Genomic DNA, 23,594 nt, shown 5'->3' with positions numbered 1-23,594 from the left:
GGCAGTCGGCCTCCAGGGGCTCGCCTCGACGGGTGCCTCATCGTGTTCCGGGTGGACGCCCGCCGGGTCACCCCTGGCGGGCGAGACCGGCCGCTCACCCGAGCGCGGCGTCGAGCGTGACCGCCGCGTCGATCAGCGCCAGGTGCGTGAACGCCTGCGGGAAGTTGCCCAGCTGCTCGCCGGTCGGGGCGATCTCCTCGGCGTACAGCCCGACGTGGTTGGCGTAGGTCAGCATCTTCTCGAACGCCGTGCGCGCCTCCTCCAGCCGTCCGGCGCGGGCCAGCGCGTCGACGTAAGCGAAGCTGCACAACGAAAAAGTGCCTTCGGAGCCGGCCAGCCCGTCCGGGGACGCGGCGGGGTCGTAGCGGTAGACCAGGCTGTCGGTCACCAGGCCGTCCTGGATCGCGTCGAGCGTCGAGAGCCACAGCGGGTCCTTGGGCGGCAGGAAACCGGTGCGGGGCATGCGGAGCAGCGCCGCGTCCAGCTCCTCGCCCGTGTCGTGCTGGACGAAGGCGTTGCGCGTCCGGTGCCAGCCGCGGGCGAGGATTTGGCCGTGGATGCTGTCGCGCTGCCACGTCCAGTCCTCGACCGGCGCGGGCCTGCCGTGCGTGGCCGCCAGGCGGATGCCGCGGTCGAACGCGACCCAGCTCATCAGCCGGCCGTAGGTGAACCGCTTGCGGCCGCCGCGGGTCTCCCAGATGCCTTCTTCGGGCTGGTCCCAGTGTTCGCCGAGCCAGTCGAGGGCCGCGCGCAACGCCTCCCAGCCCTGGTGGGGCAGCTCGAAGCCCGCGCGGTCGGCGGCGAAGACGCTGTCGAGGGCTTCGCCGTAGATGTCGAGCTGCAGCTGCCCGGCCGCGTCGTTGCCGATCCGGACCGGGCCCGACCCGCGGTACCCGGACCAGTGCGCGAGGCTCTCCTCCCGCAGGTCCGTCGTGCCGTCCACGCGGTACAGCACGGCGAGCGGCCCGCTCGTCCCGCCGCCGCCTTCGCGGATGCGGTCGCCGAGCCAGCTGCCGAACCGGGCCGCCTCCTCGGCGAACCCGAGTGACAGCAACGCCGAGACCGAGAACGACGCGTCCCGGACCCAGGTGTAGCGGTAGTCCCAGTTGCGCTCGCCGCCCAGCTCCTCGGGCAGCCCGAGGGTGGGCGCGGCGACCAGCCCACCGGTGGGCGCGTAGGTCAGCAGCTTGAGGGTGATCGCCGAGCGGGCGACGATCTCCCGCCAGCGGCCGCGGTAGGTGGACCGCGCGAGCCACGCGCGCCACCAGTCCACAGTGGACCGGAAGAGCGTCTCGAACTCGGCCACGCGCAGTTCGCGCGGTGGCTCCGCGGCGTCGGTCTCCAGCACGACCCCGCGGACCTGCCCGGCCGTCAAGGCGAGGTTCAGGTGGACGTCACCGCCTTCGACGCGCACCTCGGCGAGGTGCGCGTCGCCCGGCTCGCGGACCGCGTGCAGCGCCAGGGCGGTGTCCCGCGCGACGAACATCGCCCCGTTGGCGACGAGCATCGCCTGGTGCGGGCGGCGCCCGTAGTCGAACCGGGGCGCGACCACCACGTCGAACGTCATCCGGCCGCGGACGCAGCGCACGAGCCGGGCGATCCGGTGCCGGGTGGTGGCGGTCCGGTCGGCCGGCGGCATGAAGTCGACCACCTCGCCGATGCCCGCCGGGCCGGAGAACCGGGTGATCAGCACCGCGGTGTCCGGGTGGTACATCTGCGAGCTCGCGCACGCGCCGGCCGGGCGGACGCGGAACCGGCCGCCGCGTTCGTCGTCGAGCAGCGCACCGAAGATCGACGGCGAATCGAACCGCGGGGCGCAGAACCAGTCGATCGACCCGTCGGTCGTCACCAGCGCGGCGGTCTGCAGGTCACCGATCAGCCCGTGCTCGGCGATCGTGGTCTCGGTCATCGTTCCTCCCTGGGGCGGCGGGGATCTCCTCGGGTGCACCGTCGCCGCGGCGGGCCGGCGCTGCCTCATCCCCGCGGGGTGAGGTGGCCCGGCCGGCGGCACGCCACGGTGTGCGGCACCCCAGCAGGAAGGCCCGCCGATGATCGTGCTGCCCCTGGCCCTCGCCCAGTTCGTCGCGAGCTACGCGGCCACGACCATGACGGTGGCCGTCAGCGCGATCGCAGCCGATCTCGGCACCACGGTGATCGGCGTGCAGACGGCGATCACCGTGTTCACCCTCACCATGGCGTCGCTCATGGTGCCCGGCAGCAAGCTGAGCGACCTGCTGGGCCGCAAGCGCTGCTTCCTGGCCGGGCTGGCCGTCTACGGCGCCGGCGCGCTGCTGGCCTCGGCCGCACGCGGGCCGGGCCTGCTGATCTTCGGGTACTCGGTGCTCGAAGGGACCGGGTCGGCCCTGATGATCCCGCCGATCTACATCCTGGTCACCGTGACCAGCCGCGACCTCACCGCCCGCGCCCGGGCCTTCGGCGTGGTCAGCGGGGCGGGCGCCCTGGGTGCCGCGGCCGGTCCGCTCGTCGGCGGCCTGGTCACGACGTGGCTCGGCTGGCGCGCGTCCTTCCTCCTGCAGGTCGCGCTGGTCGGCCTGATCGTCGTGCTGGCCCTGCGGATCACCGAGCCGCCCGCCCCGCCCCGGGAACGGCGGTTCGACGTCACCGGCGCGATCCTCTCGGCGGCCGGGCTGTTCTTCGTCGTCTTCGGCGTGCTGCAGGCGGGCACCTACGGCTGGCTGGCGTCACCGGTGTGGCTTTTCGCCGGGATCGGCGCCGCCTTCCTGATCGTGTTCTTCGCACACGTCCGCGCGCGGGAGCGGAAGGGCCGGGAGCCGCTCGTGCCTTCCGGGCTCTTCCGCGACCGCGTCACCGGGCTCGGCCTGGCGACCCAGCACGTGCAGTGGCTCGTCCTGCAGGGATCGTTCTTCGTGGTGGCCGTGTTCCTGCAGCAGGTCCGCGGCTACGACGCCATCGAGACCGGGCTGATGCTGACCCCCGCGACGATCGGCATCCTGGGTGCCTCGGCGGCCGCGGGACGGATGGCCCGCCGGCACTCCCAGCGCGGCCTCGTGCGGGCCGGTTTCCTCGTCACCGTCGCCGGCCTGGTCCTCGTGCTGCTCCTGGTCCGCGCCGGCTCCGGCGTGGCGAGCGCGGTGCCCGGCCTGTTCCTGCTCGGCGCCGGCGTCGGGATCATGCTGACGGCTTCGGTGAACCTGGTGCAGTCCCGCTTCCCGGACTCCGCGCAGGGCGACATTTCGGGAGTGTCCCGCAGCGTGTCGAACCTCGGCTCGTCGGTGGGGACGGCGCTCGCCGGGTCCGTCCTGGCCGGAACGCCGCACCTCGGCGGCCGCTCCTTCGCGCTGGCGCTGGCGACCTTGGCCGTCGTGGCGGTGGCCGGACTGGTCGCCGCGCTGCTGCTGCCCGAGTGAACCGTCCCCAGTGGACGACCGCCGGACCGCCGTGACGATCACCCGCAGGACCACGCCCAGCACCACGAGGTCCGCGACCATCTGCAGGGTCACCAGCACCCGGGCGCCGGTGGCGATCGGGACGATGTCGCCGAAGCCGACGGTGGTGAACACGGTGACCGTGAAGTACAGCGCGTCGGTCCGCGTCAGCGCCGTGCCGAACGAGCCCGCGCCGTCCTGCGCGAGCACGTAGTAGCCGTTGGCGAACAGCAGGAGGAAGAGCGGCAGGATCAGGGCGAGCGCCTGAACGCCCTGCCAGGCCGGGAAGGGCGAGCGCAGGATCATCCGCACCTCGCCGACGACCAGCAGCACCACGACGGCGAGCCCGGCGGCGAACAGGACGACCGTCCACGGCCGCAGCTCCCGGTCGACCGGGAGCACGTAGTACACGCAGACCAGCGCGGTGACCGTGAGCAGCGGCCGGAGCACCGCGAGGTGGACGAACCGCCACCGGCGGCTCACCGCGCGAGCGCTTTCCGCTTGAGCGCCTGGTATTCCGCGTCGTCGATGACACCCTCTTCGAGCAGCCGCCGGGCTTCGGCGATCTGCGCCGCGCCGGTCCTGTCCAGTGTGGACACATACCCCGCGTCGCGGGCGCGCTGCCGCTCGACGATGTGCCGGCCCTGGGTGATCAGGTAGAGCAGGACGCCGAGGAACGGCAGCACGATGAGCAGCACCGTCCAGCCTGCCTTGGCCCAGCCGGACAGGTCGGCGCGGCGGAACAGGTCGCCGAAGGCCACGAACAGCAGCCAGAACCAGGCGATCCAGCAGAAGAACACCAGCATCGTCCACATGAGATTCAGGAACGGATATTCCGCGCTCGCCAAGGCCATGACATCTCCTCGTCCGGGATCGGGGGCCAGGCACGCTCGCGCGTGCCCGGCCCACTCGACCGGATCCCGGCCGTGCCCGCCTCACCCGCGCCGGGTGGGGCGAGCGGGCGTCAAACCGTGAAGTCGGCGACTTCGGCGTCGAGCAGCCCGCGTTCCTGGGCGATCGCCACGGCTTCGCGCCGGCTGCGGACGCCGAGCTTCGCGTAGATGCCGCGGACGTGGGTCTTGACGGTGTTCGGCGAGACGGTCAGGTCCTCGGCGATCTCGTCGATCGACCGTTGCGTGGGCAGCAGGCGCAGGACGCCGCGTTCCCGCTCGGTCAGCGGCGCCGGCATCGGCGGGGTGCGCAGCCGGCGCCGGACGGCGAGGATTTCGCCCGCGAACCGCTCGCCGGCGCCCAGCCCGCCCAGCCTGCTCGTCAGGAACCCGATCAGCTCGGGCGGGGCGAAGACGAACGGGAACCGGACGCCGGTCGGTTCGGCGGCGCGCAGTGCTTCGTCCAGCAGCCGGGCCGCCCGGTCGCGTGCCCCGGCCGCCAACGCGGCCTGCACCCCGATCAGGGACGCTTCGATCGCGGCCCAGGCCAGCTCCAGGGGGGCCTCGCCGTCCACCAGGGACCGCAGCACCGAACCGGCCGCGCGGTGGCGGCCGAGCCGCAGCTGGGTCCGGGCGCGCATCAGCAGCAGTTCCCCGGAGCCGACGAGGATCGGCAACGCCCAGCGGACGGTTTCCCTGGCCTGACCCGCCGCGCCCAGGCGCAGGGCGGCGCGCTGTTCGAGAACGGCGCAGAGCGCCGCGTGGCGGGGTGGACGGGCTCGCCCGGTGCCGAGGCGGGTGCGCGCCCGTCGCATCCGCCGCAGTCCCGCGTGCCAGCCGCCGAGTTCGAACTCCGCGGCGCCACGCAGCGTCTCGGCGAGCAGCCGCAGTTCCCCGGCCGCCCGCGCGGGAGCGTCACCGAGGAGCAGTCCGATGCGCTTGGCGTGCATGACGCAGTCGGCCGGTTCGCCGCCCAGCAAGGCTCCGTACGCCAGCAACGCCCCGGCTTGCGCTCCCTGGAGCGACCGCGGCGGGTCCTGGTGCGGCAGGCGGGCACCGGCCCGGCGGGCCAGCGTCTCCATCGCGCGGTAGTCGCCGTCGCGGCACGCCAGCTCGGCCAGCATGGTCAGGCAGTGGGCGACGATGAAGTCCTGGTGGACCCGCTCGGCGGTGCCGAGGACCCGCAGCAGCGCTTCCCTGGCAGGCTCGCGCTCGTCCCGGGCGATGAGGACACCGGCGCGGTGCAGGCTGGCGAGGCCGCCCAGGCCGGCGTCGGCGGCCAGCTCCTCGTCGACCTGTTCGGCCACCCGGGCGGCCTTGGCCGGGGTGTGGTCGAGCTGGGCCTGCCAGGAGTACGTCAGCTGCCGCAACACGGCCAGCTCCGGCGTCGGCCGGTCGGGCCACGATGCTTCCGCCCGAGCCAGCTGGAGACCGGCTGCCGACGTCTCGGCGGCTTCCAGGCACAGCGCGGCCGAGATGAGCAGGGTCGCCGGATCGGCCGTGATCCGGCGATCGTCCAGCAGCGCGAGAGCCGACCGCAGAACGTGGTGTTCGCCCGCGAGGAACAGCGTCACGGCGTGTTCGCGCAGCAGCTCGCCGACCCGGGCGGGATGACCCGAGCGGACGCTGTGCAGCAGCGCCGGGGCGGGCCGGTCGTGTTCGGCGAACCAGCGAGCCGCCTTCGCGTGCAGGGCGTGCGTCCGGTCCGGCTCCCGGCGTTGCAGGTCCGCCCGCAGGTAGGTGCGCAGCAGCGGCAGCACGCGGTGGTGGGGCGGGGCGCCGGCCGACTCGACCACCTGGGCCGGGTCGCCGAGCTCGCGGAGCACCGCTTCGGCGTCCGTGCGCCCCGAGAGCACCGTCGCCAGCCCGGCCGGGACCTCGTCGCAGATGCTGATCGTCCGCACCAGCTCGCGCTGCGCCGGAGCGAGTGCGGCGAGCACCTCGTCGGTCAGGTAGCCGAGCACGGAGCCGTCGCGGCCGGTGGAGAACTCACGCAGGCTGCCGTACCGGGCGGCGGACGCCGCGGCGAGGCGCAGCCCGGCCGGCCAGCCGCCGGTCTGGCAGGCGAGCCGGGCGACCTGGTCCCGCGGGATCGCCGACCCGGCGGCCGCCAGCACCGCGTCCGCCTCCTCGGGGGTGAACCGCAGCCGGGCGGCGCCGATCTCGACGAGCCGGCCCGCGAGCCGGGCCCGGCCCAGCGGCAGCGGCGGTTCCCGGCGGCTCGCGACCGCCAGGCACAGTCCCGCCGGCCGGTGGCGGATCACCGCCCGCAACCCGCGCCACGGATCGGGGGAGGTGATCTCTTGCGCGCTGTCGAGGACGAGCACGACGGGTTCGCGCAGTGCGTCGAACGCGTCGGCGACCTGGGCGAGGAAGGCGAGATCGGTGCTCGGCCCGTCGGGGACCGCCAGTCCGCGCAACGGGTTGCCCGGCGGGATCCGGCCGCAGCGGCCGACGGCTTCGAGGACCGCGGACCAGAACAGCCGGTCGTCGTTGTCGTCGGCGTCGGCGGACAGCCACGCGACCGCACCACCGTCGCGGCGTCGGGCCCACTCGGCGAGGAGCACCGTCTTGCCGAACCCGGCCGGGGCACCGACGAAGACCATGGCCGCTTCGCCGGCTCCGTCGAGGACGGCGCGCAGCCGCGGCCGGGGCACGAAGTCCGCCGGCGCGCCGGGAACGGTGATCTTGGTTCTCGGTACCCGTCTTCGGGACGGGACCTCGTGGCACTGCCGCATGTTCTTTTCTCCTCGGTGTTCGGTTCCGGATAATCCCGGCGGATCTTGCCACGCAATTGACTCGGCTCACCTGCTGTGGGCGAAGAGAACAACGGCCGCGGCCATAATCGTGTGCCGGGTGAAAATTCTGGGAAATTCTCCGGGTAAGGGGAATCGGCGGTTCGCCGTTTCCCGGTTCTGCTGGCTCGGGCCGGGTGAGGTCGTGGTCCTCGACGTGGTGCGGACCGGCGGGATCAGCGCCGGTTCGGTGCTGCTCGGCCTGGCCGTCGCGCTGTCCGCGCTGACCCCGGTGAGAGAGCTGCGGGCTGGTGTCCGCGCCGGTGCCGACCTGGTCGCGCGGCTGGTCTTCCTGCTGGTGCGCGGCTGGTCGGCGGTGGTGGTGCTGTTCGACGTGGTGATCGTCGGGTGGGCGTGGCTGTCGGCGGGGCGGACCCGGCGGAGCCGGGGCACCCGGTGAGCCGGGCGGGTGTCCTCGGTCCCGATGCGGGGGCGAATTACGTCTTCCGGGGCGGCGGTGCCATTCCGGGACGGGCGGCCGAAGAGGTCGATGATTTCCGCGGCGTGCTCGTCGTGCCCGTGCCGCCGGATACGATAGTTTTCGGTACCGTTGCCGACCCCGAAAGCCTGCCGCGGATCCTGCGGCGGCTCGAGGCGCTCGGGATGCACGTGCAGTCGGTGCACCGGGTCCGGGAATTGCCGGTCGCCGTGCACCGCGTCAGCGGGTGAAGGGCCGGTTGCCTTCACCCGCCCGAGGGGACGCGTCACGACGCGGTGGCCGCCGTGACGTGCCCGAGCCGGATCGCCTGCCGCAGGGCGGCGTGGTCGCGTTCGTTCTGGTCGGCGCAGGCCACCGCGAACTGCCGGACGGCTTCGGCGAACGCCGGGCCGGCGCCGAGGTAGGCGGCGATCGCCAGCGCGTCCCCGGTGCGCGCGTGCGCCCGGGCCAGGGTCCACCCGCACAGCCGGGCGTGTGCCCGCAGGACGTCCGGGGTCATCGTGGTGACGTCGCCGGTGGCCGGGTCGGTGCGCAGCCGGCGGACGTGGAAGTCGCGCGCGCGGCCGTCGAAACCGGTGGTGCGGGCCCAGCCGAGGAAGACGTCGCCGGTGGCCTGGATCAGCCGCTGGCCGGTGACCACCCGCCGGCCGGGGTCCGCCGGCGCGGCCGCGCCGGTGTACGCCTGCAACACCGACGGCCGGGCTTCCTTCAGCCGCAGGACGAGCGGGTCCCCGGTGCCCGTCCGGACGAGCAGGACCACCCAGCACCGGGTGCCCGCGTCGCCCGGTCCGGCGACCGTGCGGGCGGCGTCGGCGAGCCGGTAGCGGTCGAGCAGCGCCTTTCGCGCGGGCCCGAGCGTGCGCTTGTACCGCGCGAGCACGGCACCGAGGCGGTCGGTCAGCGTCGCCGGGTCGCCGTCCCCGGCCAGGCGACCCGCCGGGACGACCGACGGCGGACGTGCGGCGAGGCGGAGGTGGCCGTCGCGGATTTCGGTCAACCGCCGTACGCCGGCGACGCGGCCCTTCCCCGGTCCCAGCCGGTGGGCGGCGACCACCCGCAGCGTCCCGGCGTCCGCGGGGGCGAACAGGATGTCGAGCGACGTGCGGCGCGCGAAGTCGTGCATCGCCAGGCGGTAGGACTCGACCGCGGCGAGGACGGCGCGCCGGCGCTGCGCCGCCGCGTGGCCGTTCTCCCGGGCGGTGACCTCGAAGCTCGCGGCCAGCCGCTTGACGTCCCATTCCCACGGCGCGGGCAGGGTCTCGTCGAAGTCGGCGAAGTCGAACACCAGGCGACGGCCCTGGGCGGCGAACAGGCCGAAGTTGGCGAGCTGGGCGTCCCCGCACGCCTGGACGCCGAAGCCGGTCCGCGGGGTCGAGGCGAGGTCGGCGGCCGCGGGGAGAGCGGCACCCTGGAAGTACGCCAGCGGCGAGGCGGCCATCCGGCCGTACCGCAGCGGCCGCAGTTCCGGGACCCGGTCGCGGTCCTGGCGGGCCAGCAGCGCGAGGGGATCGGTGCGCCGGAGGGAGCCGGGGAACTCGGCGTGGCCGTCGACCGGTACGGCCGCGCGCGCGGCGCGAGCTCGCGCGATCAGCACGTCGGAAGCGTCGGTGAGAGTCATGGGACGGATCGTCGGGCGCGGAGGCCGCCGGGGCGTCGTCCGCCGGGGGTGAAGCGGGGAGTCATCCACCACGGGTGACGACCCGCGACGGCGCGAGCCGCAGGGTGAGCCGTGGAGGTGCGGTGATGACGAAGCGGACGACGAGCGGCCGGCGGGTGCGCCGCGGGGATCTCCCCGCCGGCCCGGCGCCGCGCTTCGCCATCCCGTCCGGCCGGCCCCGGCGGCGCTCTCGGGGGAGCGCGCGGAGCGGGCGAACCTCCCACGCGGGACCGCGGCGGCGCTCGGGGGCGCCGCCGCGGTCCCGTTCCCTGCTAACGCCGCGGCGACTCGTCGAAGGCCTCCCGCAACCGAGCTTCCTCGACGTCGGAAAGGTTGGTGCTGAGCAACGTGGCACCGGTTTCCTTGAACGGCTCGACGACCCGGTCCAGCACCGTGTCCCCGGACATCACGAACAGCGCGGAAGTTCCGGGCGTGACCTGGGCGCGGACGGTGTCGATGAAGTCCTCGTCGATCCCGACGTGGCTCAATGATCCGGTGAGCGCGCCGATCGCCGCGCCGACGGCCATGCCCAGCAGCGGCACCAGGAAGATCAGGCCGAACAGCAGGCCCCAGAAGCCCCCGCCCAGCGCGCCGGCGCCGGTCAGGGAGCCCAGGTCCTTCGTCTTCGGCTTCTTCCGCCCTTCGGGCCAGGTCACGTAAGCCGCATCGGCGATCGAGATCAACTGCTGCTTCTGCAGCTGCCGAAGCAGATCCAATGCGTTTTCGGCACCTTCGACGGTCGGGAACCGCCACACGGTCAACGTGGACACGACGTCCTCCTCGGTCTGCGGATCGTGGTCGTGCCGCACTGTTTCCCGGGTGCGGGCGGGCGGCATCGCCCACGCCGTGTGAGCCGCGTGGCCGCCGCGATCGGGGCGGCCGATCTCACCTCGGGCGGGCGAGGACCGGCGGACCGGCGACCGACCATGATCGCCCGGTCCGCAGCCAGCCGAGGAAGAGGAAGAAGGATCATGACCGAACCCATGCAGCCCCGGACCGGCACGACCGGCGCCCGGACCCCCCTCCCGCCGGACCGGGCCGTGGCGCGGTCACGGCGGGTCGGCTGGATCTGGTTCGCCGGGGCGATCACCGTCCTGGCCGGACTGTTCAACGTGGTCGAAGGCGTGGTCGCGCTGTTCGACCGGGACTACTACGTGATCGGCCCGTCGGGACTGCTGGTCTTTTCCCTGGCCGGCTGGGGGTGGCTGCACCTGATCGTCGGCATCCTCGTCGTGCTGACGGGGATCGCGCTTTTCACCGGCTCGCAGTGGGCCCGGGTCGTCACCGTCGCGCTCGCCGGGTTCAACGCACTGGCGCAGCTGGCCTTCCTCTCCGCGTACCCGTTCTGGGGCGTCCTCGTGATCGCCCTCGACGTCCTCGTGATCTGGGCCGTCATCGTGCACGGCGACGAATCCACCTACGAGATCTGGTGACCCCTGCCGTCCCGGTCGCACGACCGTGATCAGTACAGTCGTGGCTTCCGCCCGGCGTCGACCGCGGATCCGGGGCGACTTCTCCCGACACCGAGAGGGTTCACGTGCCCGATCGAACGACGCTCCCGTTCCGCCCGGTTCCCGGCGCGAAGGTCACGGTGCCCCGGCTGCCGGGCATCTTCGTCCCCCGTCCCCGGCTGGCGGCGGTGCTGGACCGCGCCACCACCCGGCCCGTCACGGTGGTCCGGGCGCCGGCCGGGGCCGGCAAGACCACCGCGCTGGCCGGCTGGGCCGGCGACGGCCACGACGTCGCCTGGGTGTCCCTGGACGAAGACGACAACGACGAAACCCGGTTGTGGGCGGCGATCCTGGACGCGTTGCGCCGGTGTCCCGCGGTACCCGCCGACCGTGGTCTGGACCGGCTCGACCCGCCGGGGCCGGGGCGGCGGCGGGCCTTTCTGGCCGATCTGGACGACGCGCTCGCCGAGGCGGCGGGGCCGGTGCGGCTGGTGCTCGACGATCTGCACGAGATCTCCCGCGCGGAACCGCTGGAAGCCCTCGCGGCCTTGGCCCGGCACCTGCCCGCCGCGGTGCGCCTGGTCCTGGTGACCCGGGTGGAGCCGCGGATGCGGCTGGCCCGGTTGCACGTCGAAGACGTCCTGTCCCGGGTGGAGGCGGCCGAACTCCGGTTCACCGCAAGGGAAACGGCGAACCTGCTGCGAGCCACCGGGAGCGCGGTGAGCGACGAGCGGGTCCGGGAGCTCACCGAACGCACCGGGGGCTGGGCCGCGGCGCTGGGCTGGGCCGCGGTTTCGGTGCGCGACGCCGACGACGCGGACGGGCTCGTCGCCACCGTCACCGGCGACGAGCGCGCCGTGGCGCGGTTCCTGGCCGACGAAGTGCTCGCGCGGCTGCCCGCGGCGACTTCGGATCTCCTGCGGTGCTTGAGCGTCTGCGACGCCGTCGGGGCGACGCTCGCCGTCCGCCTCTCCGGCCGCGCGGACGCCGGGGCGAGGCTGGACGAACTCGAACGCGCGACGGGTCTCGTCGCGCGCACGCCCGCCGACACCTATCGGCTGCCGCCGTTGCTGCGCGGGTTCCTGCGGGCCGAGCTGGCCCGGCAGGACCCGCAGCGGGTGCCGCGGCTGCACGGGATCGCCGCTCGCTGGTACGCCGGGGAAGGCCGGTTCGGGGAGGCGCTCCGGCATGCCGTGGCGGGCCGGGACCGCCGGCGCGTCCTCGCCCTGACCCGGGATCACGGCGTCCGCCAGGTGCTGGCGGGCGACGGCGAGCCGGTGCGGCTGGCGCTCGCCTACCTCGGCGCCGCCGCGGTCGCCGCGAACCCGCCACTGCGGCTGGCTTCGGCGCTCGAGAACCTCCAGCGTGGGCTGCCCGCCGAAGCCGCGGCCGACCTCGGCGCGGCGGACGACGGCCTGGGCCGTCTCGCCGCGCGCCACCTGGCTCTGGTCACCGGGAAACGCCCGCCGGACGCCGTGCTCGCGGCGGAGCGGGTGCCGGGCTTCGACGCCTGGTTCACCCTCGACCGCGCTTGGCGGTCGCTGCGCCGCGGTGCCCGTCGCTACGCCGTCGTCCAGGGTCAGGAAGCCCTGCGTCTGGCGCACGGCGACCGGTTGGACCACCTCGTGCTCCACAGCCGGCTGGTGCTGGCCGTCGCCAGCGCCTTCGACGGCGATCACCTGGCGATGCGGCGAGCCTGCACGGGAGCGCTCGCCGTCGCGCGACGGCACGGCTGGCGCCGGTCTCCCGGCGTGGCCGAATGCCACTTGATGCTGGCCTACGACGACCTGATGCGCGCCGAGCCGGCCGCCGCATCCCTCGAGCTGGCCCAGGCGGCGTCCGCGGAGGTGCCCGGTGGCTCGCCGCTGGTGAGCCCGCTGCGCGAGTTCTTCGAGGGCATGGTGCGCCTCGACAGCGGCGACCGGACGGCGGGTTCGCACGGCATGCGCGCGGCGCGGCACCGGCTCGCCGGTCTGGACCTGCCGCCCGCGATCATCGCGGTGTGCGCGGTTGCCGAGTACCACGCGGCACTGACCCTCGCCGAGGGGGTGCACGCGGCGGAAGTGCTCGCGTGGATGCACGAACGCCTGCCCGCGAGCGCCGAGCTGGCCCTCCTGCGGGTCCGCGCTCACCTCGCCGCGGACGAACCGGCCGCGGCAGAAGCGGTCCTGCGCGAAAGCGGCGGCGCGAGCGCGCTGCTGCCGGCCACCGCGGTGGGCCGATGCCTGGCGGAAACCGCACTGGCGCTGCGTTCGCATCGGCGGACCAAAGCGTTGCACGCCCTCGATCGCGCGCTGGCCCTCGCCCGGCCGAACGGCTTGGTGCGGCCGTTCGGCCTCGCCGAGCCCGAGGTCGGCCACCTGCTGATCGACCACTCCGGCGGGTTCGGCTCGCTGGACAGGTTCGCCCACGCGGTCCGCAGCCGGCTCGTCCCGCACTCCCCGTCCAGTGACCTGACCGATCGCGAGCAGGTCGTGCTTCGGCGCCTGCCTTCGCAACGCTCGCTGGACGAAATCGCTTCCGATCTGACGGTCTCGGTCAACACGGTGAAGACCCACGTGCGGGCCATCTACGGCAAGCTGGGCGTGAACAACCGGCGCTCGGCCGTCGTGGTGGCCCGGCAGCACGGTCTGACCTGAGCCGGTCACCCGTCTTCCCGGCGCGGGGCGGACAACAGCGCCTCGGCCCAGCGGGCTCGCGGGTCGACGTCCACCAGGAGGGCCTTGGCCAGCAGGGTCGCCGGCACGGCGAGGATCGCGCCGAGCGGACCGAGCAACCACGTCCAGAACACCAGCGCCAGCACCGTGACCAAAGTGGACAGTCCGACCGAGCCGGCCACGAACCGCGGCTGGATCAGCGACTGCACCACGAAGTTCAGCGCCGCGTACACCACGAGCACCACGAGCAGGTGTCCCCAGCCGCCGTCGAGCAGGGCGATCACCGCGGGCGGCGCGACGCCGATCACGAAGCCCACGTTCGGGATGTAGTTGGTGACGAAGGCGAGCAGGCCCCACAGGAGCGCACCCGGCACGCCCAGCAGGGCCAGCGCGGTGGTGTCGAGAGCCGCCACGAGGCCGCCGAACACGCTCGTCACGACCAGGTACCGCCGGGTGCCCGACGCGAAACCCCGCAGTGCCGCGGAAATCCACGGCCGGTCCCGGGCGATCCGGCCGAGGCGCTGGCCGGCCCAGGCCGTTTCGGCGCCTAGGAACAGCAGGAGCGCGAACAGGAAAGCCAGGTTCGTGACCAGCCCGCCGACCCCCGCGAGCAGCGAACCGGCCAGGCCGACGAGTTTCCCGGTGTCGAGGGACGACAGCGCGGCGCGCAGCTCCGGTTCGCCGACCCCCAGCCTGCCGAGGACCGCCAGCCCGTCGCGCAGCAGTTCGTCGACCCGCCCGGCGTAGCGGGGGACCAGCGCCGACAGCTGCGCGACGGACACCACGAAGACCACGAAGAAGCCGACGAGGACGGCGTAGACGGTGACGACCAGCACGCCGACGGTCAGCCAGCGCGGCAGTCCCCGGCGCCGCAGCCAGGTCCGCACCGGATCGAGGGTGATCACGACGACGAGAGCGAGGAAGACGGGCCCGGCAAACCAGGCGACGGCCTGCACCCCGGCGAGCACGACCACGGCGGCGGCGGCCCCGAGCAGCACGACGAGCGCGCGGGGCACGGAGGTGCCGCCGGTCCCGGAGTGGTTCTCGGGTGGCCACGGGACCGACGGCGGGTGCACGCCGGCGCCGAACCGGTCGGCAAGCCTCCCGAGGGAGCGGCGCGATCCCCGATCGCCGGTCGCAACGCGGCGCCGCCGGGGCTTGCGGAACCGGCGGGCCGGCAGATCGGTGAGCGTTGCTCGCACCATGCGAATCCTCCGGAGACAGGCGGCGGCCACCCCACGGTGGCGGGTTCCGGAAGGCCCGTCATCACCCGGGGCGGAGGAAGCGGTGACGCAGTGAGAGAGCACCAGGGACGGGGCGCGCGTGGTGCCGATGGCGGAGTCGTGGCGGGGTTCCGCGAGAACAAGGGTCCGGCGATATCAGGTGGGCGATGTCCGCGGGGTAAGGGCCGCGCGACCGGCGATCGCCACCGCGTGGGCCCGGAGCGTGCCCCCGGCGCGGTTCCGTCCAGAACCCAACGGCTCGAAAAGGCCTGTGAGCTGCAGTTTTCCGGTGTAGTCGATATTGAGCGGCATCGGCGAGGTGGTCGGTCATGACGTCCTCGGCGACTAGGAGTGTCAGCTGGTCACTGTGGGTGCAGTGCTTCTGTACCGGTGTGGTGGCGGTGCTGGCGGCGTATGCGTCGTATCGGCATGGTCGTGAGTTCGCGGTGCGTTTCGGTGCGGATGGCTCGACTGCGTCGATCTGGCCGTTGATCGTGGATGGTCTGCTGACGACGGCGACGGTGGAGTTGTGGCGGCCGAGTCATGGTGGTGGTCGGTGGGCTGCGTGGGTGGCTTTCGGCTTCGGGATCTCGTTGTCGTTATGTGCAAACATCGGGTCGGTTCCAAGGTTGACGGTGTTCTCGGTCGTTATCGCCGCTTGCCCTCCGCTGGCTCTTTTGCTTGCTGTGGAACTGCTGAACCGGGCGTTGAAGCGCCGCCGCGCCGCTGTCCGGACCTCGCTGCCCATGGAGATAGATGCCGACGGTGAGTCTCCTGAACGAGAGGCGGTGCATCCGCGCTCAGCAGAAGACGACCTTGAGCCGGTGTCGGTCCTCGAGGAGTCTGCCGAGCAGCGGATGTGGGCGTTCTACGTTGAGGAGCAAGCTGCGGGACGTACTCCGACCGGGGCGGATCTCGATCGTGTCGCCGGTACGAACAACTACGGCCGTCGTGTTCTGCGGCGCTGGCGAATTGCTGGCCGATGCGCTGGTGGTGGTCGCGGCATAGCCGTCACCGATGCCGGCCCGCAGCAGTTGGCTGGGGTCGACTATGCCGCGCCTCATGCCAGCCAGGAGGTGCTGCAACCCGCTGGTTAAGAGTGGTGATCTTGAGGTTTCGGATGGTGTCGAGTGATGCCGGGCAGGCTCGTTTTCCTCGGCCGTCGGGTGGTGGCGGTGTTGGCTTGTGCCGCGGTCTGTCGTCCCGTCCGTGTGCTCTCGGGCTCTCCTCGGGCTCGCAACTGTCGGGTCGTGTCGGCTGATCCAGGCCGCCGACAGCGACCGATTCGTAGAGGGCGAGGCGGCTATCCCGAACAGGATGACGTGGCGGTGCGGCCGTGAGGCGGCTCAAGGACTGGCTTGCTCAAGACCTTGCTCTGTCCATCCAGTGCATCTGCACCGGTCTGGTCGCACTCGGTGCGGCGTACGCCTCGTACCGTCACGGACAGGAGTTCGCGCTCCGGTTCGGCGCGGACGGCGTGACCGCCTCAATCTGGCCGCTGCTGGTCGACGGCTTGCTGACGATCGCGACGGTCGAGTTGTGGAAGACCCACCGCAGCGGTCGTCCGGCGGGTCGATGGGTGGCTTGGCTGGCGTTCGTGTTCGGGATCTGCTTGTCGCTGGTGGCGAATATCTGCTCGGCGCCGGCGTTGAGCGTGTTGCAGGTGACGGTGGCGGCGTGTCCGCCGCTGGTCTTGCTGCTGTCGGTTGAGCTGTTGAACGGTGCGTTGAAGCAGCGGTCTCGCGAGACTTGCTCCGAGACCCGTTCGTGCTCAGCGCGAGACGTACGATCAGGCTCTCGAGACGGCGGCGGACAGCGAGACTTTCAGGTCGGTTCAGCCGACGACCATGGTCTCGCGGCCGTCATGGAGGACTCTGAGCGGACAGTCGAGGACCGGATGTGGGAGTACTACGTCAACGAGCGGGCGTGCGGCCGAACGCCGACGGGCGCCGATCTGGATCGAGTGGCCGGAACGCACAACTACGGCCGTCGGATTCTCCGGAAGTGGAGGAGCGGGCAAGATCGGCAGATTGAGGGTTCTACACGTTCTTCGGCGGCAGGTGCAGTAGCGACGTCCGCCAGGGCAGTCACGTATGCGGGTCCGCCGTCGTGATGTTGATCTGGCGGGGATGGAGGCTCGGACGGCGGACCAGTCCACGATCCCCGGTGCCGCCATCGCCGACATGCTGCTGATGCAACTCGTTCAGCATCAGACCAGGCGTGGCCGATCACGTGATGGACCGTCCGTTCCAGCCTAGGGTGGTGACGCGCTGTAACGCGGGTGCCTGCTCCAGCGAATACATGATCGCGCTTGTCCGGCGCGCTACATTCTTGGAGGAGATCACCGTGGCCGACCTCAAGCCCCGGCCGCACTACCACGCAGGGGCCGATCTGAATGCCGCCGCCCTCGCTGAGCGACTGAAGAAGTCGTCGGAGGCCGACGGCCCGACCGACTATGCCACTCGGATCAACCTCGAGATCTTGGCGCAGTTGGTGGCAATCCGTAGGCATGCGCTGGTGTTGGCCAATATCTTGGTGACGTCGGCGATTCTCGGCCTGATCTTGTTCTTTGTGCTCCTTGGACACCTGCCCGACAGTGTGCCGTCGCGCGGTTACTGAGACGTCTCGACCGGCAGTCAGTCGGCGATCTCCTTAAGGGCTTCGATCTGACGAGCGATCTCGTGCGAGTCGATGACCCCGTCGTTCTCCGTCGAAACGAAGAGGTTGTGTCCGACGGTGAAGCCGTTGCGCTCGTACCATTCGCGCTTGACTTCCCACGACTGCCGGTAGTCGTCGCGGTGGAGCATGCCGAGGTGCTCCCACAAGATCTCGTCTCCGCCGGCATCGATGACGGTGAAGTCAGGGCGCGCGGACCCGCCGGTGACCGGGCCGGCGAAGGGCCGTTCGTAATGGTATTCGATGCCGGCCTCGTGGAGGAGGTTGGCGACGATGACCTCGCTTTTCGACCGCACGAGTTCTCCGCGGCGCGTGCGATGGACCAGGTGCTCGGCGTAGGGCACATAGACATCCGGCCGGCGCACACCTCCGGTGAAGAGGTTGGTGTTGCGGCGAGCGGTTTCACTGCGTTCCGGGCGGGTCAGATCGAACAACGCCGAGGAATCGTCACCTTCCAGCAGGACGACGAGCCGGCGCTTCGCCCGCGTGAGAGCGGTGTAGATGAGCTCGCGGGACAGCAAGGGCGTCTCTTTCGGGACGACGACGAGAACGACGTCGAATTCGCTGCCCTGCGCTTTGTGGACCGTAAGGGCGTACGCGAGTTCGAGGTCGGGGGCTTCAGCCCGGCCGGACACCGCTTTGAACCCGACCCGGAGGCCGTCCCGGCCGGCGAACGCGACGTTGACCAGCCCGCCTCTTTCCAACTTCTTCGTAGTCGCCACAAGTCCGACCTCGCCATTGGCGAAGTAACCGTCGACGCTCGTGCGTGTGCGGTGGTCGTAGGCGTCACGTTTCCGGTTCCGGACCAGGATGACCTTGTCGCGGACGACGATCTCCTCGGGGCCGTACGCGATAGCACCGGGGCGGCGGTCACGCGCCTCGCCGAGTTCCGCGGCGCGGAAGTGCCGCTGGAGATCACGGTTGAGCTCGAAGGTTCCCCACGGACGCATCCTGACCGGTGACAGGATCTGGAAGCGCTCGGCTCCGCCGTGGTCGCCGAACGGGACCCACCCTTCGGACGTGAGGCCCAGCGCCCGGTCGAAGCCGCCGAGGTCGTCCGGACCGGCCATGCCGAGCGCGTCGGCGAGCTGTTCGAGCACCTGGGTCCGCAGGTCGTCGGGATCCTTCCAATAGGCGAGCCGGAGATCACTGGACGGACCGCCGGCGCTGTTGTCGGTGGGGTCGCTGAGCTCGGAGAGGACCCGGTCGGCGTTGACCGGTTGCACGTCGTCCGTGTACCAGGACGCGAGCCGGAGCGTGTCACTGCCGGTGCCCTGGCTGCTGCGGACCTCGACCGTGAGCCGAGCGAGAGCGCCGGCTCGTGCCGCGACAGCAGGGTCGGGCGAGCCGGCGCAGCGGTCGAGATGGGCGACGAAGTCGGCGAAGGGCCTGCCGACGCCGATCGGCGGGAGCTGGCTGGGATCACCCACGAGGATGATCCGTTGTACGTGGCCGAGGTCGAGAGCCTTGAGCAAAGCGGTCAGGACATCCTCGGTGAGCATCGAACACTCGTCGACGACGATGGTCCGCTCCTTGCGGTAGGCACGGTCGCTGTCGAACAGCGCTCGTTGCCGCTCGCCGTCGTACCGACCCAGCCGGTAGAGGAATTGCGCGATAGTCATGGCGGTTGCGCCAGGGGCCTGCTGCACAATGCGGACCCGTGCTTTGCCGGTGGGCGCGAGGAACAGCACACCATCGCTCGTCAGGCGACGTGCCTGCAGGAGCGCTCCCAGCACCGTCGTTTTGCCGGTGCCGGCGCGGCCGACGAGTACGGACAGCTTGCGGGTCGAGATCGTCTCGAGGGCGCTGGCTTGCTCGACGAGCGCCTCCGCGTGCCGTGGATCGGCCTCGTCGAGGACACCGCCAGTCTCGGCGATGGCCGCACGTACCTGGCCGGTCCAGTCTTCGCCCAAGCTGGCGAGTGTTCGCCCGGCTCGCTGGCTGAGGCGCCGTGCGAGAAAGGCCCCGCGTTCGGCGAGCTCGTGCAGTTGGAGGCAGGAGACGTCGACGGGGGTGTCGTCCTCGCCGGGGCAGCTCGCCGTCACCAGGTCGACCTCGGGATCCAGCGCCGTGACGTTCCCGGCAACCCAGTCCGGGGGAATCGCGAGTGGTCGGGCGAGCCGAAGCTTGCCGGCGGCTTCGATGGCCTCCGCCACAGGCAGGAGCGCGTCTCCGCGATCCGCGGCTTCCCGGAGGACGGCGACCAGGGCAGCGCGGAGCCGGCGGGCATCATGGGGTGACGCGATCGGGTCGGGTGCGTCGAGCGGGTGGTTCGCCGCGATCGTCGGATCGGGCAGCACACCGCGATCGACGAGGCCAAGGGTGATGGGCGGGTCGTCGAACTCACCGAGATCCGTTTCGGCGAGCCGGTACGGATTGGCCAAGATGTCGAGGTCACTGACCTTCTGCCGGGTTGCCTTGGCTCGTCTGGCCGGGTCGAGCCAGCGGCGTGCGGCGGTCGGCGTCACGGAGAACCGGGACAGGAGCCTCATCAGCTGCTTCCGCTGCGCCGGGAGCGCGGCCCAGGTCGAGCCGTGCGCCGCGAGGTCGGCGGTGTACGCCGTTCGAGGTGGGGTGACCCGACCGCCGAGCAGGTCATCGACCAGCGGCCACGGATCGGAATCCGCGGAGAGCATGCCGCTGCGCCGCAAGTCGAGCGCCAGCGCCGTGCCGAGCCGCAACCCGAACCCGTCGAGCACGCTCCCCGTTCCCGGGAAGGCACCCCGATCGGTCCAGACGTCGGCGATGCGGTCCGACAGCCACTGTTCGCGCTCGGCCCACGGTCCTGGTGCGATGCCGTGTCGGATGATCGCACGAACTGCGGTCAAGGCCTGTTCGAGAATCCCGAGTGCGGTGTCCGAGGTGGCGAGTTCGGCTCCGTAGGAAAATTGGGAGACCGCGGTGCTGTCCGGGCTGACGATGATCTCGTTCACGAGTTCGCGACGTCTCCGGTCTTCGGCCGGGTCTCCGGTGGGTTCCAGGTAGGCGTGGTAGGGCAGTAGGAAGCCATCGGAGCCTTCGGGACGGATCGTGTGTTCGACGATCCGGTCCCAGAGGGGGTACGTCCACGGCGCCCGGCTTCGGTACTCGAGGAGTGACGAGATCGCCGCCACCCGTCCGATTCCGACGACGAGCCGGGGGACGTCGTCGCCGAGCGGATGCCCCGACTTCGTGTACATGAACGCCACCGACTCGCGGGGCGTGACCTGGTTGAAGACCGCGTCGAGCAGCTGGCGCTGCCGCGTCCGGTCGAACACCCACGAAGACGGGAACGGCGGGTCGCTGTCGGGCGCCAGCTCGGTGGGGAGCCGATCCTGGATGCGTTCCTGGCTTTCGCGGAGCATCCAGGCGAACGGCACGGCCACCGCCGAATAGGGCGGAATCTCGATTGTGGTGGGCAGCAGGACGCCGTGAGTGGACCGCGTCGATTCGATGCCGGCGTACGGATGGCGGAACTCGCGCGACCAGGGCCGTGGGCTCATGAACGTCCCGTTCTCGGCCTTGCACGCCGGCAGCTGCCGGGAGCCCAGTTCGGCGAAGAACCTCCCGGCGTGCGCATCTTCGCTGTCGTCGTCGCGTTCGAGGCGGATCCGGTCGAGGTCGAGACAGTATGGGTTTCTTGAAGGGGCGCGGCAAATCGCGCCGTTCCACGCGCTGTCGTGCCATGCTACTCGCAACGTCAGATGTCGCATAGCCGCTTGGTCCTCACCTGGATAAATCGGTTGATCTGTTCTCGATAATACCGCCAGGGGATGAAAGGGCAATGCCTCACGAGACCATCAGCGGCCGGTCGACTTCCGCTCCCAACGTCGGCAATACTTGGTCGCACAAGACCTCCTGCTCGCCCCCGTCGCCCGTCATGGCGATTGCTGCGGCCAAGTTGCGAAGGTCCGGGACGAAGCTCTTCTGCAGCGAATCCGCCAGCATCCGGGCGCGGGCGAGCTGTTTCGGTGTCTGCTCTCGATTGATGCCCGTTCCCACAACTCTGTCGACATACCGACAGTTCGGATCGGACGGCCGACGCGTGCGCTCACGTCGGTGATGATCCTTATGCCGTCCGCATCGAGGTCGCCCCAGGCGACCAGGGGGAGATCCCGCGATCGCAGGTGCCGGACGGCGTTTTCGCCAACGTAACCTCGACCCCACAAGCAAAGCCAGCATTTCGTGACCTCTGGCAAGGAACTTACTCGTTCGAAAACTGCGAGGTTCTCGATCAGAAGGATGCCCTTCGCGCCGGAAGGTGCGTACTCATCGTGGGCAGGCCATCGGCTGTCGCACTCGGCCGGTTGCTGAAAGTCTTCATTCAGGGCGGCCGGAACCTCAGCGGGCGGTGCTCCGGACATAGGGACCAATTTGACCAGGTTTCTGACGATCACCGGGGCCGCGGCACCGATGGCGAGCGCGGGGAGCGCGTCGGTGATCTGGCCGCCATCGCGGCTCCGAGCAGCCCGCCGACAGTCAGTCGGAGGAGTTCACTGATCAAGTACCCGACCGGCCCGGCGGCGTGGCCCGGCTCGTTCGAAGCCAAACGGCCCTGCGCAAGATCGGCGTTCACCTCCCACGGCCGCAGCCGATCGCGCTTGAGCACGGTTGCGAAGTCGAGGGCCTCTACTGCGAAGCCGCCTCCGAACGCCCACAGGCCCGCTTGCCACCATTACATCGGGTAACTCTAAGCCCTCGGGGCCGGTCACGGTCTACAGACAACGTAGGCAGGCACTCATACGGCGATGACCGGTGTTTCCCGCGGCCGGGCGCCGTCAGGTAGCGGTCGCACTCGCGTTCGGTCGAGGTTGCACTATGCGGTGGGCGCAGGCAGGTCATGGCCAGAGAGCCCGTGTCGCGGCCGTGGGTACGGTGCGCGATCGCGACCGGCATAGCCCGCCCCACCGGGTGGGCATCGGCCCGATCAGCTCCCGGCGCCACGCGTCGCTCACCCAGTCGGTATTGAGTAGCGGGAGGCTGCGAACTTGGCGGCGCTGCGAACGGCACGAGGCATCCAATCACCCGGCCGGTCGGCCAACGTCGCCAGCCGGCGACGTGCAACGGCCGGGCTCGGACTGCATCACCGAGCGGGCGGCCGCGTGGCTCAAGACCTCCGCCATGTCCTTGCCCTTGCTCTGAGGCCGCGTTACCTTGAACAGTCCGGGCTGGGCCTGCCGCAACCAGCGGTTCGCTCGGCGGGACGAACGGGCACGGCAGGCGCGGCGAGTGTCGGCCGTGTCCGGGTGAGGGTTGCTCGCCCTTTGCCGAAGCGTTGCGGGCACCAGCACGGCGGCGCGCCGTCAGGTGCTGCAGTTCAGGGAACACCACGAGCGCGCCGGAGCCGCGGCAACGCGGCTCGGGCCGGGAGGTAGTCGCTGCTCCGTCCCCATGAGGCGGTCTTGGCCCTTGCTTCGGGCCACTGCCTGGAAGTTCTTCGTGCGTTAGTGGCGGGTGCGAGATGATCGCGGTCGTTCTCGCGTTGATCGCATCCGGTACGGCAGTGTGGCTTTTCCGCATCGCGGCAAGTCATGGCCGATCTGTGAAGATCAAGATTCTTTGCGTGTCCGTCGAGTCGGAAAACCGTCCGGTCGAAATTATTCGAAAGCCGGAAAAAAACCAACTCGATGCCACCCCGGTTTCTCCCGATGAACAGGAGGAATCAAAGCGAAATTCATGAGCAATAGCGATCTTGGTGGTCTGAGTGCGCGGGTCCCGCGTGTTCAGGCCATCAAGAGGGTGAATGGTCCTGGTGACCGGCGGCGTCGCGGGGCCCGTCTGGCGGTGGCTCGCCTGTGCTGACGCCGAGTACCTGGTCCTCCTCGGCCGCTGTGGCAAGGACGCGTCCGATGCGCCTGAACTGGCGGCGGAGCTCGAGGCCTCCGGGGTTCGAGTGGGCGCTCGCGGCGTGTGACGTCGCTGACCGCGAGACGCTCGCCGGGCTGTTGGCGGCTTACCCGCCAGACGCCGTCGTGTATGCCACGGATAGCTCGGTCGGCGCCCCGGCTCTCGCCGATTGCACCCCGAAGCACTCGAGGAAGTGCTGGCGGGCAGAGGTGTCCGGCGCCCATCACCTCGACGAGCTGCTGGCAGACCGGCCGTTGGACGCTGTTGTATCCATCTCTTCGGCCTCGGCGGTCAGGGCGCGGCGGATTAGGGTGCGTGCGCGACGGCGAGCAGCCACCTCGACGCGCCCGCTGCGATCCGGCAGGTCCGCGGGCAGATGGCGCTGTCAGTCGCCTTGGGCGCGGACGGCATCACCACGGAGCAGGACGCGCGGGAGCACCTACACAACCGCGCGATCCGGGCGACGGTCGCCAAGTTCAGTGGGCGGATCCGCCGACAGTCTCGCCGAACGCGCTGACGTGGAAGCCGGGCGGAGGTGGGTTCGCCGACATTGAATTTCAGCTGGTGAGTCCC

Annotated in this window: 19 protein-coding genes and 2 pseudogenes; 11 read left to right on the top strand and 10 right to left on the bottom strand. The window is 71.2% G+C overall.

The window, feature by feature from the left end; all coding sequences use genetic code 11:
• Positions 1 to 94 precede the first annotated feature (94 nt).
• Positions 95 to 1,909 carry a glycoside hydrolase family 15 protein gene (locus AB0J40_RS29130; protein WP_364458798.1) on the bottom strand — a complete coding sequence of 605 codons (1,815 nt, stop codon included), beginning with the start codon at positions 1,907 to 1,909 and terminating at the stop codon, positions 95 to 97.
• Between the two features lie 139 nt (positions 1,910 to 2,048).
• Between AB0J40_RS29130 and AB0J40_RS29125 the strand changes: the two genes are divergently transcribed.
• Positions 2,049 to 3,389, top strand: coding sequence for an MFS transporter (locus tag AB0J40_RS29125; protein WP_364458795.1), 1,341 nt, complete (start codon positions 2,049 to 2,051; stop codon positions 3,387 to 3,389).
• Between the two features lie 81 nt (positions 3,390 to 3,470).
• Here the strand turns inward: AB0J40_RS29125 and AB0J40_RS29120 are convergent.
• From AB0J40_RS29120 to AB0J40_RS29110, 3 genes and pseudogenes are all read right to left on the bottom strand, one after another.
• Positions 3,471 to 3,713: pseudogene (locus tag AB0J40_RS29120) on the bottom strand (potassium channel family protein); the annotation flags it as partial.
• Positions 3,714 to 3,886: 173 nt separating this feature from the next.
• Complete coding sequence (locus AB0J40_RS29115) at positions 3,887 to 4,261, bottom strand: PLDc N-terminal domain-containing protein (protein WP_364458792.1); 375 nt, start codon at positions 4,259 to 4,261, stop codon at positions 3,887 to 3,889.
• 110 nt (positions 4,262 to 4,371) lie between these two features.
• The gene (locus AB0J40_RS29110; protein WP_364458789.1) at positions 4,372 to 7,035 is read right to left on the bottom strand and encodes a LuxR C-terminal-related transcriptional regulator; all 2,664 of its coding nucleotides are present in this window, start codon (positions 7,033 to 7,035) and stop codon (positions 4,372 to 4,374) included.
• Positions 7,036 to 7,237: 202 nt separating this feature from the next.
• Between AB0J40_RS29110 and AB0J40_RS29105 the strand changes: the two genes are divergently transcribed.
• Entirely contained in the window at positions 7,238 to 7,492 is a 255-nt protein-coding gene (locus AB0J40_RS29105) for a hypothetical protein (protein ID WP_364458786.1), read from the top strand.
• Positions 7,489 to 7,761: a hypothetical protein gene (locus AB0J40_RS29100; RefSeq protein WP_364458783.1), complete on the top strand. Its 273-nt coding sequence runs from the start codon at positions 7,489 to 7,491 to the stop codon at positions 7,759 to 7,761. Before AB0J40_RS29105 ends, AB0J40_RS29100 begins: the two co-directional genes overlap by 4 nt.
• A 35-nt stretch (positions 7,762 to 7,796) precedes the next feature.
• Here the strand turns inward: AB0J40_RS29100 and AB0J40_RS29095 are convergent, their stop codons facing one another.
• Together AB0J40_RS29095 and AB0J40_RS29090 are read right to left on the bottom strand one after the other, a co-directional pair.
• On the bottom strand, positions 7,797 to 9,149 hold the full coding sequence (locus AB0J40_RS29095; protein WP_364458780.1) for a DUF2252 domain-containing protein: 1,353 nt from the start codon (positions 9,147 to 9,149) through the stop codon (positions 7,797 to 7,799).
• 311 nt (positions 9,150 to 9,460) lie between these two features.
• Positions 9,461 to 9,958: a DUF1269 domain-containing protein gene (locus AB0J40_RS29090; RefSeq protein ID WP_364458778.1), complete on the bottom strand. Its 498-nt coding sequence runs from the start codon at positions 9,956 to 9,958 to the stop codon at positions 9,461 to 9,463.
• Positions 9,959 to 10,159: 201 nt separating this feature from the next.
• On the opposite strand from AB0J40_RS29090, the gene AB0J40_RS29085 reads away from it, so the two are divergent.
• Together AB0J40_RS29085 and AB0J40_RS29080 are read left to right on the top strand one after the other, a co-directional pair.
• Entirely contained in the window at positions 10,160 to 10,621 is a 462-nt protein-coding gene (locus AB0J40_RS29085) for a hypothetical protein (protein ID WP_364458775.1), read from the top strand.
• A gap of 104 nt (positions 10,622 to 10,725) precedes the next feature.
• On the top strand, positions 10,726 to 13,278 hold the full coding sequence (locus AB0J40_RS29080) for a LuxR C-terminal-related transcriptional regulator (protein WP_364458772.1): 2,553 nt from the start codon (positions 10,726 to 10,728) through the stop codon (positions 13,276 to 13,278).
• 5 nt (positions 13,279 to 13,283) lie between these two features.
• On the opposite strand, the gene AB0J40_RS29075 is transcribed toward AB0J40_RS29080, so the two are convergent.
• Positions 13,284 to 14,501, bottom strand: coding sequence for an AI-2E family transporter (locus AB0J40_RS29075; protein ID WP_364458769.1), 1,218 nt, complete (start codon positions 14,499 to 14,501; stop codon positions 13,284 to 13,286).
• Between the two features lie 410 nt (positions 14,502 to 14,911).
• On the opposite strand from AB0J40_RS29075, the gene AB0J40_RS29070 reads away from it, so the two are divergent.
• The 3 genes from AB0J40_RS29070 (at position 14,912) to AB0J40_RS29060 (ending at position 17,138) form a co-directional block, all read left to right on the top strand.
• Complete coding sequence (locus AB0J40_RS29070) at positions 14,912 to 15,616, top strand: DUF2637 domain-containing protein (RefSeq protein ID WP_364458766.1); 705 nt, start codon at positions 14,912 to 14,914, stop codon at positions 15,614 to 15,616.
• A gap of 239 nt (positions 15,617 to 15,855) precedes the next feature.
• Positions 15,856 to 16,632 carry a DUF2637 domain-containing protein gene (locus AB0J40_RS29065; protein WP_364458763.1) on the top strand — a complete coding sequence of 259 codons (777 nt, stop codon included), beginning with the start codon at positions 15,856 to 15,858 and terminating at the stop codon, positions 16,630 to 16,632.
• A gap of 107 nt (positions 16,633 to 16,739) precedes the next feature.
• Positions 16,740 to 17,138, top strand: coding sequence for a hypothetical protein (locus AB0J40_RS29060; RefSeq protein ID WP_364458760.1), 399 nt, complete (start codon positions 16,740 to 16,742; stop codon positions 17,136 to 17,138).
• Between the two features lie 17 nt (positions 17,139 to 17,155).
• On the opposite strand, the gene AB0J40_RS29055 is transcribed toward AB0J40_RS29060, so the two are convergent.
• The 3 genes and pseudogenes from AB0J40_RS29055 to AB0J40_RS29045 form a co-directional block, all read right to left on the bottom strand.
• Positions 17,156 to 20,887 carry an AAA family ATPase gene (locus AB0J40_RS29055; RefSeq protein WP_364458758.1) on the bottom strand — a complete coding sequence of 1,244 codons (3,732 nt, stop codon included), beginning with the start codon at positions 20,885 to 20,887 and terminating at the stop codon, positions 17,156 to 17,158.
• Positions 20,888 to 20,963: 76 nt separating this feature from the next.
• A complete protein-coding gene (locus tag AB0J40_RS29050; RefSeq protein ID WP_364459246.1) occupies positions 20,964 to 21,176 on the bottom strand; it encodes a hypothetical protein in 213 nt (70 codons plus the stop codon).
• Positions 21,177 to 21,223: 47 nt separating this feature from the next.
• Positions 21,224 to 21,538: pseudogene (locus tag AB0J40_RS29045) on the bottom strand (Wadjet anti-phage system protein JetD domain-containing protein); the annotation flags it as partial.
• 1,097 nt (positions 21,539 to 22,635) lie between these two features.
• Between AB0J40_RS29045 and AB0J40_RS29040 the strand changes: the two are divergent.
• The 3 genes from AB0J40_RS29040 to AB0J40_RS29030 all read left to right on the top strand — a co-directional run bounded on the left by AB0J40_RS29040 (position 22,636) and on the right by AB0J40_RS29030 (position 23,575).
• Positions 22,636 to 22,854, top strand: coding sequence for a hypothetical protein (locus AB0J40_RS29040; protein WP_364458756.1), 219 nt, complete (start codon positions 22,636 to 22,638; stop codon positions 22,852 to 22,854).
• A 63-nt stretch (positions 22,855 to 22,917) separates the two neighbouring features.
• Positions 22,918 to 23,088 carry a KR domain-containing protein gene (locus AB0J40_RS29035; RefSeq protein ID WP_364458753.1) on the top strand — a complete coding sequence of 57 codons (171 nt, stop codon included), beginning with the start codon at positions 22,918 to 22,920 and terminating at the stop codon, positions 23,086 to 23,088.
• Complete coding sequence (locus AB0J40_RS29030; protein ID WP_364458750.1) at positions 23,024 to 23,575, top strand: KR domain-containing protein; 552 nt, start codon at positions 23,024 to 23,026, stop codon at positions 23,573 to 23,575. Before AB0J40_RS29035 ends, AB0J40_RS29030 begins: the two co-directional genes overlap by 65 nt.
• Positions 23,576 to 23,594 lie beyond the last annotated feature (19 nt).

It is taken from the genome of Amycolatopsis sp. NPDC049691, assembly GCF_040675005.1.
Taxonomy (GTDB): domain Bacteria; phylum Actinomycetota; class Actinomycetes; order Mycobacteriales; family Pseudonocardiaceae; genus Amycolatopsis.
The sequence above is the reverse complement of the archived record's forward strand: the minus strand, read 5'-3'. Positions and strand labels throughout refer to the sequence as shown.